The sequence below is a fragment of the Hymenobacter sp. 5317J-9 genome (assembly GCF_022921075.1).
GTDB lineage: Bacteria > Bacteroidota > Bacteroidia > Cytophagales > Hymenobacteraceae > Hymenobacter.
Genome location: NZ_CP095050.1, coordinates 1,974,562 through 1,990,208 on the forward strand (window position 1 = coordinate 1,974,562; position 15,647 = coordinate 1,990,208).

14 protein-coding genes are annotated in these 15,647 nt (G+C 61.4%); 7 read left to right on the forward strand and 7 right to left on the reverse strand.

The window, feature by feature from the left end; genetic code table 11:
- Positions 1–20: 20 nt before the first annotated feature.
- Both MUN81_RS08125 and purB read right to left on the reverse strand, forming a co-directional pair.
- Entirely contained in the window at positions 21–521 is a 501-nt protein-coding gene (locus MUN81_RS08125; RefSeq protein WP_245116677.1) for a DUF6252 family protein, read from the reverse strand.
- Positions 522–566: 45 nt separating this feature from the next.
- A complete protein-coding gene (purB, locus tag MUN81_RS08130; RefSeq protein WP_245116679.1) occupies positions 567–1,907 on the reverse strand; it encodes an adenylosuccinate lyase in 1,341 nt (446 codons plus the stop codon).
- A gap of 323 nt (positions 1,908–2,230) precedes the next feature.
- On the opposite strand from purB, the gene MUN81_RS08135 reads away from it, so the two are divergent.
- Positions 2,231–4,357: a biosynthetic peptidoglycan transglycosylase gene (locus tag MUN81_RS08135; protein WP_245116681.1), complete on the forward strand. Its 2,127-nt coding sequence runs from the start codon at positions 2,231–2,233 to the stop codon at positions 4,355–4,357.
- Positions 4,358–4,471: 114 nt separating this feature from the next.
- Here the strand turns inward: MUN81_RS08135 and MUN81_RS08140 are convergent, their stop codons facing one another.
- The 3 genes from MUN81_RS08140 to hemG all read right to left on the reverse strand — a co-directional run bounded on the left by MUN81_RS08140 (position 4,472) and on the right by hemG (position 7,631).
- On the reverse strand, positions 4,472–5,392 hold the full coding sequence (locus MUN81_RS08140; protein ID WP_245116688.1) for a TerC family protein: 921 nt from the start codon (positions 5,390–5,392) through the stop codon (positions 4,472–4,474).
- 35 nt (positions 5,393–5,427) lie between these two features.
- Complete coding sequence (locus MUN81_RS08145; RefSeq protein ID WP_245116690.1) at positions 5,428–6,171, reverse strand: polyprenol monophosphomannose synthase; 744 nt, start codon at positions 6,169–6,171, stop codon at positions 5,428–5,430.
- 122 nt (positions 6,172–6,293) lie between these two features.
- Entirely contained in the window at positions 6,294–7,631 is a 1,338-nt protein-coding gene (gene hemG, locus MUN81_RS08150; RefSeq protein WP_245116692.1) for a protoporphyrinogen oxidase, read from the reverse strand.
- Positions 7,632–7,681: 50 nt separating this feature from the next.
- Between hemG and MUN81_RS08155 the strand changes: the two genes are divergently transcribed.
- A complete protein-coding gene (locus tag MUN81_RS08155) occupies positions 7,682–8,194 on the forward strand; it encodes an HAD family hydrolase (protein ID WP_245116694.1) in 513 nt (170 codons plus the stop codon).
- A gap of 88 nt (positions 8,195–8,282) precedes the next feature.
- Here MUN81_RS08155 and MUN81_RS08160 read toward each other — a convergent pair whose 3' ends face one another.
- A complete protein-coding gene (locus MUN81_RS08160) occupies positions 8,283–8,438 on the reverse strand; it encodes a hypothetical protein (protein WP_245116696.1) in 156 nt (51 codons plus the stop codon).
- A 96-nt stretch (positions 8,439–8,534) separates the two neighbouring features.
- On the reverse strand, positions 8,535–9,932 hold the full coding sequence (locus MUN81_RS08165; protein ID WP_245116698.1) for an arginine decarboxylase: 1,398 nt from the start codon (positions 9,930–9,932) through the stop codon (positions 8,535–8,537).
- Positions 9,933–10,264: 332 nt separating this feature from the next.
- Here MUN81_RS08165 and MUN81_RS08170 point away from each other — a divergent pair, with 332 nt between their 5' ends.
- The 5 genes from MUN81_RS08170 to MUN81_RS08190 all read left to right on the forward strand — a co-directional run bounded on the left by MUN81_RS08170 (position 10,265) and on the right by MUN81_RS08190 (position 15,633).
- Entirely contained in the window at positions 10,265–11,239 is a 975-nt protein-coding gene (locus MUN81_RS08170; RefSeq protein WP_245116700.1) for an arginase, read from the forward strand.
- Between the two features lie 135 nt (positions 11,240–11,374).
- A complete protein-coding gene (gene argS / locus MUN81_RS08175; RefSeq protein ID WP_245116702.1) occupies positions 11,375–13,168 on the forward strand; it encodes an arginine--tRNA ligase in 1,794 nt (597 codons plus the stop codon).
- Between the two features lie 117 nt (positions 13,169–13,285).
- Entirely contained in the window at positions 13,286–13,867 is a 582-nt protein-coding gene (locus MUN81_RS08180; RefSeq protein WP_245116704.1) for a TIGR00730 family Rossman fold protein, read from the forward strand.
- 130 nt (positions 13,868–13,997) lie between these two features.
- Positions 13,998–14,585: a glutathione peroxidase gene (locus MUN81_RS08185; RefSeq protein WP_245116706.1), complete on the forward strand. Its 588-nt coding sequence runs from the start codon at positions 13,998–14,000 to the stop codon at positions 14,583–14,585.
- Positions 14,586–14,736: 151 nt separating this feature from the next.
- The gene (locus tag MUN81_RS08190) at positions 14,737–15,633 is read left to right on the forward strand and encodes a 1,4-dihydroxy-2-naphthoate polyprenyltransferase (protein ID WP_245116708.1); all 897 of its coding nucleotides are present in this window, start codon (positions 14,737–14,739) and stop codon (positions 15,631–15,633) included.
- Positions 15,634–15,647 lie beyond the last annotated feature (14 nt).

Consider the following 15,647-nt stretch of genomic DNA (forward strand, 5'->3'; position numbering starts at 1 on the left):
CAAAAGTAGCCCGGCCGTGCTTACAAGCCCACGCTGAACTTGCCGTTCGAGACCGATTTGGACGCGCCCGTGTTTAGGTTGATGCCCGTGAAGGTGAACGTGCCGGTTACTTCGGTGGCCGATAGCGCCGTGACCACAATGGTGCCTGCCCCCGTCACTGTGCCCGTGCCCGTGGAGCCCGCAAAGTACACGCCCACGGTGCCGCCTGCGCTGGCGGTGTAGGCGGCCGTCGCGCTCGAGTTAGGCCCGAACGTATAGGTGCCCACGGCGTTGGGGAACTCCAGCGAAAGAAAGGTGGCACTGCCCGGGACGCTACCGGCAACCGAAAGCGTATTCGAAAACTTTTGCGACTGCAGGGTAGTGGTTTTCAGGGCAGCGCCGTCGGCGGTCCAGCTCATTTCGCGGGTGGGCGCGGCCACGGGGTCATCTTTCTTGGAAGAAGAACAGGCGGCCAGGGAGGTAAGCGCCAGTAGAATGGCCGTGCGGCCGGAAAATAAAGGCAGGGGTAAGGTTGTCAGCATCGGGAAAGGAATAAAGAATGGAGAGGTAAAGCCGCGCAAAAAGCGCTAGTGCCCCACGTAGCTGTGCGGCGTCACGTTGCGCAGCTCAGCCTTCACGCTCTCACTTACATTAAGCCCTTCAATAAACTCCCCAATGCTCTGGGCCGAAATGGCCTCGCCGGTGCGGGTGAGGGCCTTGAGGGCGTTGTAGGGGTCGGGGTAGGCCTCGCGGCGCAGGATGGTCTGGATGCCTTCGGCCACCACGGCCCAGTTAGCTTCGAGGTCGCGGTGCAGGGCCGTTTCGTCGAGTGCCAGCTTGCCCAGGCCGCGCTGCAGGGCGCCCAGCGCGATAAGAATGTGGCCCAGCGGCACGCCCAGGTTGCGCAGCACCGTCGAGTCGGTAAGGTCGCGCTGCAGGCGGGAAATGGGCAGCTTGGCGGCGAAATGTTCGAGTAGCGCATTGGCCACGCCCAGGTTGCCCTCGGCGTTTTCGAAGTCGATGGGATTCACCTTGTGAGGCATGGCCGATGAGCCTACTTCGCCGGCCTTGATGGTTTGCTTGAAATAGCCCAGCGAGATGTACTGCCACACGTCGCGGGCCAGGTCCGTCAGAATGGTGTTGAGGCGCTTGAGGGCGTCGCAGTGGGCGGCCAGGTGGTCGTAGTGCTCAATCTGGGTGGTGGGGAAGGAGCGGGAGAGGCCGAGCCGGTCGTTTACGAACGTGGTAGCGAAGGCGTGCCAGTCGGTGCCGGGGTAAGCCACCGCGTGGGCGTTGAAGTTGCCAGTAGCGCCGCCAAACTTGGCCCCGAACGGCACTTGGGCCAGCAGGGCCACCTGCGCGTCGAGCCGGGCCACAAACACGGCAATTTCCTTGCCCAGGCGGGTGGGTGAGGCGGGCTGGCCGTGGGTGCGGGCCAGCATGGGCACGGCGTCCCACTCCTGGGCGCGGGCGGCCAGAGCGTTGCGCACCTGGGCGTAGGCCGGCAAAAGCACGCCCATCAGCGCATCGCGAAAGCTGAGCGGGATGGCCGTGTTGTTGATGTCCTGCGACGTGAGGCCAAAGTGAATGAACTCCACAAAAGCGCCCAGGTCGAGCCGGGCAAACTCGTCGCGCAGCCAGTATTCCACGGCCTTCACGTCGTGGTTGGTCACGGCCTCGTGGGCTTTCACGGCCTCGGCATCGGCTTCGCTGAATTCTTCGTAGAGGCGGCGCAGCCCCGGAAATGCGTCGGCCGATACGGCTTGCAGCTGGGGCAGCGGCAGCTCGGCCAGGGCGATGAAGTACTCGACTTCGACCAGCACGCGGTAGCGGATGAGGGCCATTTCGGAGAAGCGCGTGGCCAGGGGAGCCGTGGCGCGGGCGTAGCGCCCGTCGAGGGGCGAGAGGGCGGTGAGGGGGCTGGGCATGGTGCAAAAGTACGGGCCAGGAGGGCGGTACGGCACCACCATTGCCAGGAAAGCGCCGTGAGTGCGGCCATTGGCCAGGCAGGCAAGTGGCGAAGCAATTGAACGATACGCCGACGGTTTGCATTTCATCCTTTCGGCCCGATTATTCGACCCGTTGCCGGCCGGCAAACGGGGGCAGGCCGAACTGCCGTTGCAGTAGCGGCGGCGCCTTGCGGCTTCGTGCGTAGAAGGGGCGTCCGTTCCGGTGCCGCAGCCGTATTCCAGCTACGCCTGCGTTTTTCTTACCTTTGGTGCTGGCTAAGCCGCCCACTTTATTGATTTCCGTGCGCATTTCCCCTTCCACCAAACGACTTTTATTCGGCATTTTAGGCGGCCTGGCGTTGCTGCTGCTGCTGGCATTTGCCGTGTTTCAGTGGAAGCGCCAGCAGCTGCTGGACTACGCCCTGAAAGAGGTGAAAGCCAAGGTTGAGCGCAAATACCCCGTCATTCTCACGCTGGGGCCGGCCAGGTTTGCGGGCTTCAAAACCGTTGAGATTGCGGGCTTGGGCCTGGTGCCCACCGCCAACCCCACCGATACCCTGCTCACCGCCCGCCGCCTGCAGGCCAGCCTGAGCGTGCGCTCGCTCTTCGCCGGGCGCCCCGTGTTCAGCGACCTGCAAATCATCACGGCCCGCCTCACGCCCCACAAAACGGCCACGGCCGACAACTACGGCTTTCTGATAAAAAAGCAGAAGCCCAGCGCCACCCCGCGCGACACCACGAAAGGCACCAACTACGGCCTGCTGCTGAACCAAGCGCTGGAAACGGTGTTCGACAACGTGCCCGGCGAGGCCAATTTCAAGGACTTCACGGTGAGCTACGCCAGCCTGCGCCACACGGCGTTGCTGCGCATGCCGGAGCTCAAAATTCAGGATGGCGACATCAGCGGCAGCCTCACGGCTACCATCGACTCGGTGGCCAACCAGCTGGGCATCAGCGGGCACATTGAGCCCGGCGACTATGCGCTGAATGCCAAAGTATACGGGGTGGGTGGCTCGGTGCAGCTGCCCTACGTGCCCCGCCGCTTCGGGGCGCTGGTGAGCTTCGACACGGTGCAGGTGCGCCTGGACAGCAAGGATTTTGATGACGATGACACCGGCGGCACGCTCACGGTGCGCGGCTCGCTGGCGGCCCGCAATTTCAGCCTCTACCACCCCAAGCTGGCGGCCAACGAGATTGAAGTGAAGCGCGGCGGCCTCGAATTCGTGGCCAAGCTGGGCCGCGGCACCGCCGCCCTGGAAAAGGGCAGCCAGATTACGGTGAACAAAATCGTGCTCTACCCCGAAATCAGCGTGCGCCTGAAGCCCAGCCGGGCCGTGAGCATCAACGTGACTTCGGCCGAAACGGAGGCCAACGACTTCTTTGCCTCGCTGCCCACCGGCATCTTCGACGAGGTGCGCGGCACCCAGGGTACCGGCACGCTCACCTACCACATGAGCGGCAGCCTCGACATGGCCCAGGTCGATAGCCTGAAGTTCGATTCCAGCCTCAAGGGCAAGAATTTCAAGCTCACCAGCTTCGGCGAAGAAGACCTCAACAAGCTGAACACGCCCTTCGTGCAGACGGTGTACAACGACAAGGGCGACTCGGTGCGCACCTTTGTGGTGGGCCCGGCCAACCCCGACTTTGTGTCCTACAACGAGGTGTCGCCCTACCTCATTCACGCCATCACTACCGCCGAAGACCCGCGCTTTTTCACGCACAAGGGCTTTATGGAGCAGGCGTTTGTGAAGTCAGCCATTCAGAACATCAAGGAGCACCGCTTTGCCCGGGGCGGCAGCACGCTCAGCATGCAGCTGGTGAAAAACGTGTTCCTGACCCGCCAGAAAACCGTGGCCCGCAAAATCGAGGAAGCCCTTATCGTGTGGTTGCTCGAAAACACGCGCCTTGCCAGCAAACAGCGCATGTTTGAGGTGTACCTCAACATCATTGAGTGGGGCCCGAGCAAGTACCGCTGGCCCAGCGGCAAGCGTGGCGTATATGGCGTGAAGGACGCGGCCCTGTTCTACTACGGCAAGCGCCCCAGCGAGCTGAACCTGGCCGAAAGCCTGTACCTGGCCAGCATCATTCCCAAGCCCAAGTACGCGCGCTACTCCTTCGACGCCTACGGCGACCTGCGCCGCAGCACCCGCTACTTCTTCCGCCTCATTGCCGACATCATGGCCACGCGCGGCCTCATCACGAGCAACGACCGCGAAAACCTGCCCTATGGCCTGAGCCTCAACGGGCCGGCGCGGCAGTACATGCACTTCTCGCCGCGGCCCGACACCACGCGTGCTACCGTGGCCGCCGATTCGAGCCAGTTTGAGCCCCTCAACCTGATTGACCTGCTCAACACCGGCGCCGCCGCGCCCGATGCCGGCGTGAACTCCAATGCCGCCGACCCGGACGTGCCCAAACCGCCCAAATAATCGTTTGCTGAATATTGAAAAAGGGGATGCGCCACCGTAGCGCATCCCCTTTTTGTTTGCCGGGCTCCGTTCGAAGCTGCTCGATGGGGGTACCGCGTCTGCGTTGCAGCGGTGTTATTCTTCGCGTTTGGGCCACAGCACCGACGCCAACGTGCTCAGCAGCAGCAGGCCGCCCACCACGCCCAGCGCGTAGGGCATGGGAATGGGCAGCACGTTTTCGAGCACGATTTTAGACCCGATAAACACCAGAATCAGCGCCAGGCCGTAGTGCAGGTAATGGAATAGCCGCATGAGGCTGGCCAGAGCGAAGTACATGGCCCGCAGCCCCAGCAGGGCAAACACGTTGGAAGTGAACACCACAAACGTGTCGCGCGTGATGGCTAGAATGGCGGGAATGGAGTCGGCGGCAAACACCACGTCGGTGGTTTCAACCATCACCAGCACCACAAATAGGGGCGTGGCGAAGCGCAGGCCTTCTTTCCGAACGAAGAACCTGCCGCCTTCCAGCTGCCGCGTGATGGGCAGGTGCCGGCTCAGAAAGCGCACCACCGGGTTGTTTTCGGGGTCGATTTCGGCCGACTCGCCGGCCACGCCCATCTTGATGCCGGTGTAGACCAGGAAGGCCCCCAGCAAATACACCAAAAAGTGAAACTTGGCCAGCAGCGCCCCGCCCACCAGAATAAACACGGCGCGCAAAATCAGGGCACCCAGCACGCCCCAAAACAGGATGCGGTGCTGATATTGCGCCGGCACCTTGAAGTAGTTGAAGATGAGCAGAAAGACAAACAGATTGTCGACGCTCAACGCCTTTTCCACCAAGTAGCCCGTCAGCCATTGCAGGCCGGCCTGATGGCCCATGGTGCGGTACACCAGCACGTTAAATCCCAACGACAACGTGACCCAAAATACGCTCCAGCCCAAGGCTTCGCGCAGCTTGATTTCGTGGGCCTTGCGGTTGAATACCAGCAGGTCGAGCAGCAGCAGCCCGACGACGAATGCCATGAAAGCCAGCCAAAACAAGGGAGTGTTTTCCATGCGTTGGCACAAGATACGCCGGGGGCCGGCTGCGTTTAGGCCTTGCCTACCGGCTTCAGCGGGTGTACCCAGCTGCTCACCTTCATTTGCAGCACGCCGAAAAAGGCTTCTTCCACAATGCCTTTCGACATTTTGGACGTGCCGCGGGTGCGGTCGGTGAAAATGATGGGCACCTCCTTGATGCGAAAGCCCAGCTGGTAAGCCAGCCATTTCATCTCAATCTGGAAAGCGTAGCCCACAAAATGGATTTTTTCCAGCTCGATGGCGCGTAGCACCCGCGCCGTATAGCACTTGAAGCCAGCCGTAGCGTCGCGGATGGGCATGCCCGTGACGAGGCGCACGTACCACGAGGCGAAGTACGACATCAGCACCCGCGACATGGGCCAGTTCACCACATTCACGCCCTGGATGTAGCGCGAGCCGATGGCCACGTCGTAGCCTTCCTGCGCGCAGGCGTCGTAGAGGCGCACCAGGTCGTCGGGGTTGTGCGAGAAGTCGGCGTCCATCTCGAAAATGTACTCATAGTGCCGGGCCAGCGCCCACCGGAAGCCGTGAATGTAGGCCGTGCCCAGGCCCTGCTTGCCGCTACGCTCTTCCAGAAACAATCGACCGGGAAAAACCGCCTGTAGTCCGCGCACAATGGCGGCCGTGCCGTCGGGCGAGCCGTCGTCGATAATCAGCACGTCAAAAGCCCGCGGCAGCGACATCACCTTGCGGATAATCAGCTCCGCATTTTCGCGCTCGTTGTAGGTGGGGATTAGGACGAGGCCTTCGCTCATGGGGTCAAAGATAGGGTTTCGCAGTACGAAGCTGCACGGAAGCGCGGGGCCCTGAGCCGCTTTTTTGCCAGAGCCCGTCGTCAGGCAACTGGCCGTGCCTTCTCGGACAGATAAGCAAGAGGTTATTGCTCAGCGGCCAGCGCCTCGGCGGTGCGGCGGGCGTGGCGCACGCAGTCGGGCACGCCCACCCCGGCGCGCCAGTTGGCCACGGCCACAATGCGCTGGCTTTCCAGCTCGGCCGCGGCCGCGTGCGCCCCCACTATGCGCTGGTCGAACTGCGGAATGCTGCGCGGCCAGCTGTAGCGGAACTGCCAGCGCGGCGCCCCCTTGATGCCGTATAGCTTGCTCAGCTCGGCGTGCACCGCGGCTTTCTGGGCTTCCTCGGGCTGCCGGGCCGCTTCCTCGTACTGGGCGCCGCCCACGAAGGTGGTGAACAGCACCTGCCCGGCCGGCACGCGGTTGGGGTAGATGCTGCTGGTCCAGATGGAGCCGGCCGCGTAGGTGCCCTCCACCTTGGGGTTCAGCGCCCCGAAGCCGTTGAGCGGGTGCGCCACGGCGGCCCGGTCATAGGCCGAGTACACGGCGCTCATGGGCGGGTAGTGCACGGCCGCCAGCGCCGCCGCGGCCTTCGGAAACAAGGACTGCAGCAGCGGCGCCACCGCATAGGTGGGCAGGGCCAAAGCCAGGTGCGAGTAGCCGGGCGCCGCTTCAAGGCCCTGCGGGCCTTTTAGCTCCAACTGATAGGTGCCGTCGGAGGCCCGCGAAATGGCCGTCACGGCCGTGCCGGGTTGGTGGTTGGTGAGATGCGCCGCTAGTGCATCGGTAATGGTTTGGAGGCCATTCTTGAGCGTGATGATGCGGCGGCGGCCGGCGCCTTTGCTCGTTTTTGCAAAGCCGCGCAGCACCGAGCCGAATTGCTGCTCCAGCGCCGCCAACTGCGGAAACGTCTTATTGATGAGCAGCTTCTCGGGGTCGCCGGCGTAGATGCCGGCCATGAACGGGTTCACGGCATAGTCCACGATTTCGGGCCCGAAGCGGCGGCGGAAAAAGTGGGCCACGGTTTCCTGCGGGTCAATGGGTGCGGCGGGCTTGCGGAATTCCTGCAGCAGTTGCCACTTCGCTTTCAGGCTGAAAAAGCCGTTGGTGAGCAGGCTGGGGGGCGAAGACGGCAGCACTTGGTAGCGGCCGTTGCGCAGCACGTAGCGGTTTTGGCTCACAGCGGCGGCATCCTGAATCTGGTCGGTCAGGCCGAGGTCGGCCAGCAGCTCTTCCAGCTCGGCGCTCAGCTGCAGCGAGTTGGGGCCCACTTCCAGCAGGTAGCCTTCGGGTGTGGGCAGGCTGTGCAGGTTGCCGCCGGGCCGGGCGTCGGCCTCGAACAGGTCGTAGGCTACGCCGCTTTTTTGCAGGTACCAAGCCAGGGTGAGGCCGCTGATGCCGCCGCCGATGATGCCGATTTTCATAAAGTCGTAGCGCAAATGAGCCTGCAAAGTTCGCCCGTAGCTTTGCTGCAATGACAACAAAAAACAAAGCCGTTTTCCTTGACCGCGACGGCGTGCTGAACGAAGAAATCGGCACCTACGTGTGGCAGCCGGAAAATTTCGTCATCTGCCCCGGCGTGCCCGAAAGCCTGGCCCGTCTCAAAGCCGCCGGCTATTATTTAATCGTAGTCACCAACCAGGCCGGCATCGCCAAAGGCCTCTACACTGCCGCCGAAGTGCGCGCCTGCCACGCCAAGCTGCAAGCTGCCTGCGGCGGCCTCCTCGACGCTCTCTACTTCGCCGACGCCCACCCCAGCGTGAGCGAGTCCATCCTGCGCAAGCCCAACTCCGGCATGCTGGAAAAAGCCATTGCCCGCTTCAATTTAGACCCTGCCAAGTGCTGGATAGTGGGCGACAGGCTGCGCGACATGGAAGCCGGGACCGCCGTGGGCGTGCGCGGCATTCTGGTGGGAGAGGAGGAAGTTGAATTCCTGCCCTGCGTGGCTGATTTGCGGGCGGCCACGGATATTATTCTGGCGGTGTAGAGACGCATATTTGCGTCTCTACACCGTGCAGAAAAAAGGCCGACCTCCCACGCGGGAAGCCGGCCTTTTTTCTGCAAAATCACTAAACCTACTGGCGCTCTACCTTCTGAGCGGCGCTGGCCGTGATGGGCGAGGAAACGCGGTTGGCTTCCTTGGTGCTGCTGTAGGCGGGGCACTTCTGGCGGTTGCAGGCGCCCAACGTGAGAGCGGCAGCACCAGCGGCGAGCAATACGAACTTTTTCATAATGTATAGAAAACGGGTGAGGGATGGCGAGGCTAGGCTTCAAAGATAAGCAGCTAACGCCATTTTCAACGAAAAATTCCTGACGCCGAAATTGAATTATTCGTATCCGAGGATGCGCATCATGCTGCCGGCTTCCTGCTGGGGCGCAAACACGGTATCGGTGAGCGTGCCGTCTTCGGCGCGGTCGAGGATGACGTGTTGCGGGGCCGGAATGAGGCAGTGCTTGATGCCGCCGTAGCCGCTGAGGCTCTCCTGGTAGGCACCGGTGTGAAAGAAGCCCACATAGAGCGGCTGCTCATCGGCCGGCTTGCGCTCGGGCAGAAACACCTGGTAGATGTGCTTCTCGGCGTTGTAGTAGTCCTGCGAGTCGCAGGTGAGGCCGCCGAGCTGGCAGCGTTTGTACGACTTCTGCCAACCATTGACGGCCAGCATGATGAAGCGCTGGTTGAGGGCCCAGGTGTCGGGCAGGTTGGTGATGAACGAGCCGTCAATCATGTACCAGAGCTCCTTGTCGTTCTGCAGCTTCTCATCCAGAATGCTGTAGATGATGGCGCCGCTTTCGCCCACCGTGAAGATGCCGAACTCGGTGAAAATATTGGGCTCGGGCACGCCTTCCTCCTTGCAGATGCGCTGGATGGTGCGCAGAATCTCGGCCACCATGTAGGGGTAGTCGTACTCGGGCTGGATGCTGGTTTGGATGGGGAAGCCGCCGCCGATGTCGATGGTGGTGAGCGTGGGGCACACCTTGCGCAACTCGCAGTACTTGTGCACGAAGCGGCTCAGCTCCGACCAGTAATAGGACGTGTCCTTGATGCCGGTGTTGATGAAGTAGTGCAGCATCGTCAGCGTGAAGCGCGGGTCGTCCTTGATGCGCTGCTCGTAGAGCGGAATCACATCGGCGTAGCGCACGCCCAGGCGCGAGGTGTAGAACTGGAAGCGCGGCTCCTCGTCGGAAGCCAGGCGCATGCCCAGGTTCACCTTCTCGTTCACGTGGTCGTGGTAGTAGTCGATTTCGTTGGGCGAATCGATGATGGGCATGCAGTTCACAAACCCGTCGTTAATCAGGTCGGCGATTTCCTTCTTGTAGGCCTCGGGCTTGAAGCCGTTGCAGATGATGTGCTTCTGCTTGTCGACCTTGCCCTGGGCGTGCAGGTTGCGGATGATGCTGATGTCGAACCACGACGAGGTTTCGAGGTGGATGTCGTTTTTCAGGGCCTCCTCCAGCACGAAGCGGAAGTGCGACGACTTGGTGCAGTAGGCGTAAGAGTAGGAACCCGTGTAGCCGGTTTTCTCGATGCCCTCGGCAAACCATTTCTTGGCCCGCTGAATCTGGGAGCTGATTTTGGGCAAATACGTCAGGCGCAGCGGGGTGCCGTATTTTTCCACGAGGCCCATCAGGTCGATGCCGTGAAATTGCAGCTCGTGGTCCTGCACGGTAAAGTCGGCCGTAGGAAAGTCGAAAGTCTGAGAGATGAGGTCGTGGTACGTATCCATGCGGTTTTGAAAACGGCGAAAAAGCCCGACCTTTGCGGCGGGCAGTACAAAAGTACCGCCGGGTCAGGATAACGGCCGGGAACCGCACGATGTTCTCCCGTTATCCCGCCTCGCATCGTGACGATGGAATATTAGCGACTTGGCTACGGCAGAATCCTCTGCCGCAAGGCAGCGCTCGAAGTGTTTCAGTTAACAGTTAGCAGTTAGCAGTGAACAGTTGGCAGTTGGCTCATTAAGAGCATAACTATTAACTGATAACTGTTCACTGCTAACTGATAACCGAACCCTTGGAACGATGCCGCCAACCTGCTTACCCAAAATCCCACCCTCCGATGAAACGCATCAAACTTCTGGAAGTACGCTCCGAGCTCGGGGCCGGCACGCGCGGCGCCAGCATGGGCATCGACGCCCTGCGCGTAGCCTGCCTCAACAAAGGCTCCGACTATTTCCGCCGGTTCAATTCCGTGGTGCTGCCCGACCTGAACCACGTGCTGTTCGACAAAAACCATTTTCCCTTTGCCAAGCACATCGACAGCATTTACACGGTGCAAAAGGGCATTGCCAACGCCGTGGAGCAGACGCTGCGCTTCGGCGAGTTCCCGCTGGTGCTGGCCGGCGACCACAGCTCGGCCAACGCCACCATTGCCGGCATCAAGGCGGCGTACCCGCACAAAACGCTGGGCGTCATCTGGATTGATGCCCACGCCGACATTCATTCGCCCTACACCACGCCCAGCGGCAACGTGCACGGCATGCCCCTAGCCGCCGCGCTCGGCGTCGACAACCTCAAGTACCAGCGCAACACCCCCGAACCCGAAACCCTCTTCTTCTGGCGCCGCCTCCAAAACCTGGCCGAACCCGGCCCCAAGCTCAAACCCGAGCACTTGGTGTACGTGGTGGTGCGCGACACCGAGCAGGAAGAGGATGCCCTCATCGAAGAGCTGGGCATTAAGTGGATAAAGCTGCCTGAAATCAAGGCCAAAGGCTCGCGCCGCTTGTCCCGCGAGATTTACGAGCACCTGCGCTTCTGCGACATGGTCTACATTTCCTTCGACGTCGACAGCCTGGATTCTAGTTTCAGCATCGGCACGGGCACGCCCGTAGAAGACGGCCTCTACCTCTCCGAAGCCGAAAACCTGTGCCAAGACCTGCTGGAAAACGACCGGGTGGTGTGCTTCGAAATGGTCGAAATCAACCCCACGCTCGACAACGGCAACAGCATGGCCAAAAACGCCTTCAATATTCTGGAAAAAGCCACCGAAGCCATTGAGCGCCGGCTGCGGATGGAGGAAGTGGTGAGCCGGTAGCAACGCCAGCGCAAGCTTCGGTTTGGTATTCAACCGTTGGGACGGAGCAGCGCGGTAAGAAGCCGAACCGTGCTTCCTCTTTTTTTGGAGAAGAGGACAGGGGGTGGGGTTCTCGTGAGAACGTACCTTTGCCCCGTGCAACAGTTAGAATCCTCCCTCAAAACCGCCCTGCAAACCGCCGCTCAGGCCGTTTTTGGCGTTGAAATCCCCGCCGCCAGCCTCACGCTCCAGCCCACGCGCAAGGAGTTTGCCGGCAGCTTCACCCTTGTCACGTTCCCGCTCACCAAAGCGTTGGGCAAAGGCCCCGAGCAAATCGGCCAGGCCCTGGGCGAGTGGTTGAAAACCAACGAGCCCCGCGTGCGCGGCTACAACGTGGTGAAAGGCTTCCTCAACCTCGAAATTGCCGATGCCGAGTGGCTGGCCCTGTTCGGGCAATTGCGGGCGCAGCCCGCGGGTGCCCCGCTGGCCATTGATGGGCCGCGCAACGTGGTGGTCGAATACTCCTCGCCCAACACCAACAAGCCCCTGCACTTGGGCCACCTGCGCAACAACTTCCTGGGCTACTCGGTGGCCGAGATTCTCAAAGCCACCGGCGCCACCGTCACCAAGGCCAACCTAGTGAACGACCGCGGCATTCACATTTGCAAGTCGATGATTGCCTACCAGCACTTCGGCCAGGGCGAAACTCCCGCCGAAGCGGGCATGAAGGGCGACCACCTCGCCGGCAAGTACTACGTGCTGTTTGAGAAGCATTACCGCGAAGAAATCAAGCAGCTCGAAGCCGAAGGCGTGGCCACCGACATCGCCAAAAAGCAAGCCCCCCTCATGACCGAGGCCCAGCAGATGCTGCAAGCCTGGGAGGCCGGCGACCCCGAAGTGAAAGCCCTCTGGAGCAAGATGAACGGCTGGGTGTACGAAGGCTTCGATGCCACTTACAAGAACATTGGCGTCGATTTCGACCAGTACTACTACGAGTCCGAAACCTATCTGCTGGGCAAGGAGCGGGTGGAAGAGGGCCTTGGAAAAGGCGTGTTCTTTAAAAAGGAAAACGGCTCGGTGTGGGTCGATTTGCAGGCCGAGGGCTTGGATGAAAAGCTCCTGCTCCGCGCCGACGGCACCAGCGTCTACATCACCCAGGACCTGGGCACGGCCGAGCTCAAGTACCAGGATTTTGGCTACGACAGCAGCATCTACGTCATCGCCGACGAGCAGAACTACCACATGCAGGTGCTGCAGGCCACGCTCAAAAAGCTGGGCAAGCCCTACGCAGACGCCATTCACCACCTCAGCTACGGCATGGTGGACCTGCCCTCCGGCAAGATGAAATCGCGCGAAGGCACCGTGGTGGACGCCGACGAGCTGGTACGCGACGTGGTGGCCGCCGCCAAAGCCGCCACCCTCGAAAAAGGCAAAACCGAAGGCCTCAGCGATGCCGAATTGGAGGAGCTTTATCACATGCTGGGCCTCGGTGCGCTGAAATACTACCTGCTGAAAGTAGACCCCAAGAAGCGCATGCTCTTCAACCCCGAAGAGTCGGTGAGCCTGGAAGGCCACACGGGGCCGTTCATCCAGTACTCGCACGCCCGCATTGCCGCCATTCGCCGCAAAGCAGCCGAGCTGGGCATTGATGAACAGACTGATTGGAGCCAGCTCGCCGACCTCGAACCCACTGAGCAGGAGTTGATTCAGGAGCTGGCTCGCTATGCCTCGGTAGCGGCGGAGGCGGCGCGCAACCTTTCGCCCGCCGTCGTCGCGCAATATGCCTACGACCTCGCAAAGGCTTACAACCGCTTCTACGCCGAGGTGTCGATTTTTCAGGAAACCGATGCAGCCAAGCGGAGCCTGCGGGTGGCGCTGTCGTCCCGCGTAGGTGAGCAGATTAAGGCTTCGATGGGCCTGCTGGGCATCCAAGTGCCCGAGCGGATGTAGAGACGCAATATTTTGCGTCTCGTCGTTGAACGGCCGCAACTGCGCAATACAGCGCCAACTAAACAACATCAGCAACGACGAGACGCAAAATATTGCGTCTCTACCTTGTTCTATCTCATGAAATCCATTGCCGTTTATTGCGGTTCCAGCGCCGGAACCAACCCCAATTTTATTACCCAAGCGCAAGCCTTGGCCAAAGCCATGGTGGCCCAAAATCTGACGCTGGTGTACGGCGGCGGCCGCGTGGGTTTGATGGGCACCATCGCCGATGCCGTGCTGGCGGAGGGCGGTCAGGTCGTCGGCGTTATCCCTGATTTTCTGGATGCCAAGGAGTTGGCGCACAAAGGCTGCACCGAGCTGCACGTGGTGAAATCCATGCACGAGCGCAAGCTGATGATGGCCGACCGCGCCGACGGCTTCATCGCCATGCCCGGTGGCTACGGCACCCTCGAAGAGCTGTTCGAGGTCCTGACCTGGGGCCAGCTTGGCCTGCATCGGAAGCCCGTGGCCCTGCTGAACGTGGACGGCTACTACGACCTGCTCCTGCAGGCCCTCGACCGCATGGCCGCCGACCAGCTGCTGCGCGCCGAAAACCGCGCCCAACTGTTGCAATCGGCCAATCCGGAAGAATTGCTGGCTCAGATGACGGCCTACCAGCCAGTGCAGCTGGAGAAGTGGCTGACCCCGCCCACCACGTGAGCTGGCGCGGCCCGGTACTTCCAAGGCCGGGCTTGGATTGACGCACATCCAGCGTTTGCACTACGGGCGGAAACCCTATTGACCCTCGGCCGGTTACGCAGGCAATTGTTACAACGCTTACCTTCAATCCATGAAAAATTCCCTGTTCCTCACGTTTGCCGTGGCCGCTTCGGCCCTGGCCTTCACCGCCGCCAAGCCGGCCAACCCTTCTGCTATGTCGCCCGCTACTGAGACCGCCAAACCAGCCCCTTCCGTGTACGATTTCACGGTGAAATCCATCGACGGCAAAGACGTGAAGCTGAGCCAGTACAAAGGCAAAAAGCTACTCATCGTGAATACCGCCTCGAAGTGCGGCTTCACCCCGCAGTACAAGGAGTTGGAAGAGCTGTCGAAAAAGTACGCGGGCAAAGTGGTTGTGCTGGGCTTTCCCTCCAACAGCTTCAACCAGGAGCTGGCCTCGAATGCCGAAGTGGCTTCGTTCTGCGAGAAAAACTACGGCGTGACCTTCCCGCTCTTCGAAACCATTCCCGTGAAAGGCGACGAAGCCGCCCCGCTATACAAATACCTGGCGGACAAGACCAAGAACGGCGCCGTTTCCGACGCGCCGAACTGGAACTTCTGCAAGTACCTGGTGAATGAGAAAGGCCAGGTGGTGAAGTTCTACAACTCCAAAGTGACGCCCCTGAGCCCCGAGTTGGTGGCTGATATCACGAAGTAGTCATTGCCTGAATTGGTTGGGACGTCATGCTGAGCGCAGCCGAAGCATCTCTACCGCACGCCTGAAGTTAGTGGCGCGGTAAAGATGTTTCGACTGCGCTCAGCGTGACGTTCTTTTGTTTTCTGTTTCTCGTTAGCTTTCCCCGTTGCCCATGTCCCCCTGGATTTCCGCCTTCCGCCCCCGCACGCTGCCGCTGGCCCTGGCCAGCATCCTCACGGGCGGCTTTCTTGCCAAAGCCAACGGCCAGTTCAACGGCTTGGTGGTGGCGCTGGCGGCCCTCACCACCGTCCTGCTCCAAATCCTGAGCAACCTGGCCAACGACTACGGCGACTCGCAAAACGGCGCCGACAGCGTGCACCGCCAGGGCCCGCAGCGCGCCGTGCAAAGCGGCGCCATCACCCCCGCGCAGATGAAGCGCGGCATGTGGATTTGCGGGCTGCTGGCGCTGGGCAGCGGGCTGGCGCTGCTGTGGGTGGCGCTGGGTGCGGCCGGGCTGGGATTGTTCCTGGGATTTTTGGCGCTGGGGCTGGCGGCCATCTGGGCGGCGGTGAACTACACGGCGGGCGCGAACCCCTACGGCTACGCGGGGTTCGGCGACATCTCGGTGTTTCTGTTTTTCGGCATCGTGGGCGTGTGCGGCACGTACTTTTTGCAAACCCGTAGCTTGCCGCTGCCGGTGCTGCTGCCCGCTGCCGCGTTGGGCTGCTTCGCCACGGCCGTGCTGAACGTGAACAATATCCGCGACATCAACTCCGACGTGCTGGCCGGCAAAATCACCATTCCGGTGCGGCTGGGCGCGGTGCATGCCCGGCGCTACCACTGGCTGCTGCTGCTGCTGGGCCTCGGATGCGCCACGGTGTTTGTGGCGCTCACCTACCACTCGCCCTGGCAGTGGCTGTATGCGCTGGCCGTGCCGCTGTTCGCCTTCAACGCCATTCAGGTGTGGCAGCGGCAGGAGTCGATGCAGATTGACCCGCTGCTCAAGCAAATGGCCCTAAGCACGCTGGTGTTCACGGTGCTGTTTGGGGTGGGGCAGGTGCTGGGGTAGGTACAGCAGCAGTG

What these genes read in the sequence shown, in the direction of transcription:
- MUN81_RS08180 (WP_245116704.1), top strand. Translation starts at nt 13,286, where the DNA reads ATGAAATCCATTGCCGTTTATTGCGGTTCCAGCGCCGGAACCAACCCC.
- purB (WP_245116679.1), bottom strand. Translation starts at nt 1,907, where the DNA reads ATGCCCAGCCCCCTCACCGCCCTCTCGCCCCTCGACGGGCGCTACGCC.
- MUN81_RS08140 (WP_245116688.1), bottom strand. Translation starts at nt 5,392, where the DNA reads ATGGAAAACACTCCCTTGTTTTGGCTGGCTTTCATGGCATTCGTCGTC.
- MUN81_RS08160 (WP_245116696.1), bottom strand. Translation starts at nt 8,438, where the DNA reads ATGAAAAAGTTCGTATTGCTCGCCGCTGGTGCTGCCGCTCTCACGTTG.
- hemG (WP_245116692.1), bottom strand. Translation starts at nt 7,631, where the DNA reads ATGAAAATCGGCATCATCGGCGGCGGCATCAGCGGCCTCACCCTGGCT.
- MUN81_RS08155 (WP_245116694.1), top strand. Translation starts at nt 7,682, where the DNA reads ATGACAACAAAAAACAAAGCCGTTTTCCTTGACCGCGACGGCGTGCTG.
- MUN81_RS08145 (WP_245116690.1), bottom strand. Translation starts at nt 6,171, where the DNA reads ATGAGCGAAGGCCTCGTCCTAATCCCCACCTACAACGAGCGCGAAAAT.
- MUN81_RS08170 (WP_245116700.1), top strand. Translation starts at nt 10,265, where the DNA reads ATGAAACGCATCAAACTTCTGGAAGTACGCTCCGAGCTCGGGGCCGGC.
- MUN81_RS08190 (WP_245116708.1), top strand. Translation starts at nt 14,737, where the DNA reads ATGTCCCCCTGGATTTCCGCCTTCCGCCCCCGCACGCTGCCGCTGGCC.
- MUN81_RS08185 (WP_245116706.1), top strand. Translation starts at nt 13,998, where the DNA reads ATGAAAAATTCCCTGTTCCTCACGTTTGCCGTGGCCGCTTCGGCCCTG.
- MUN81_RS08165 (WP_245116698.1), bottom strand. Translation starts at nt 9,932, where the DNA reads ATGGATACGTACCACGACCTCATCTCTCAGACTTTCGACTTTCCTACG.
- MUN81_RS08125 (WP_245116677.1), bottom strand. Translation starts at nt 521, where the DNA reads ATGCTGACAACCTTACCCCTGCCTTTATTTTCCGGCCGCACGGCCATT.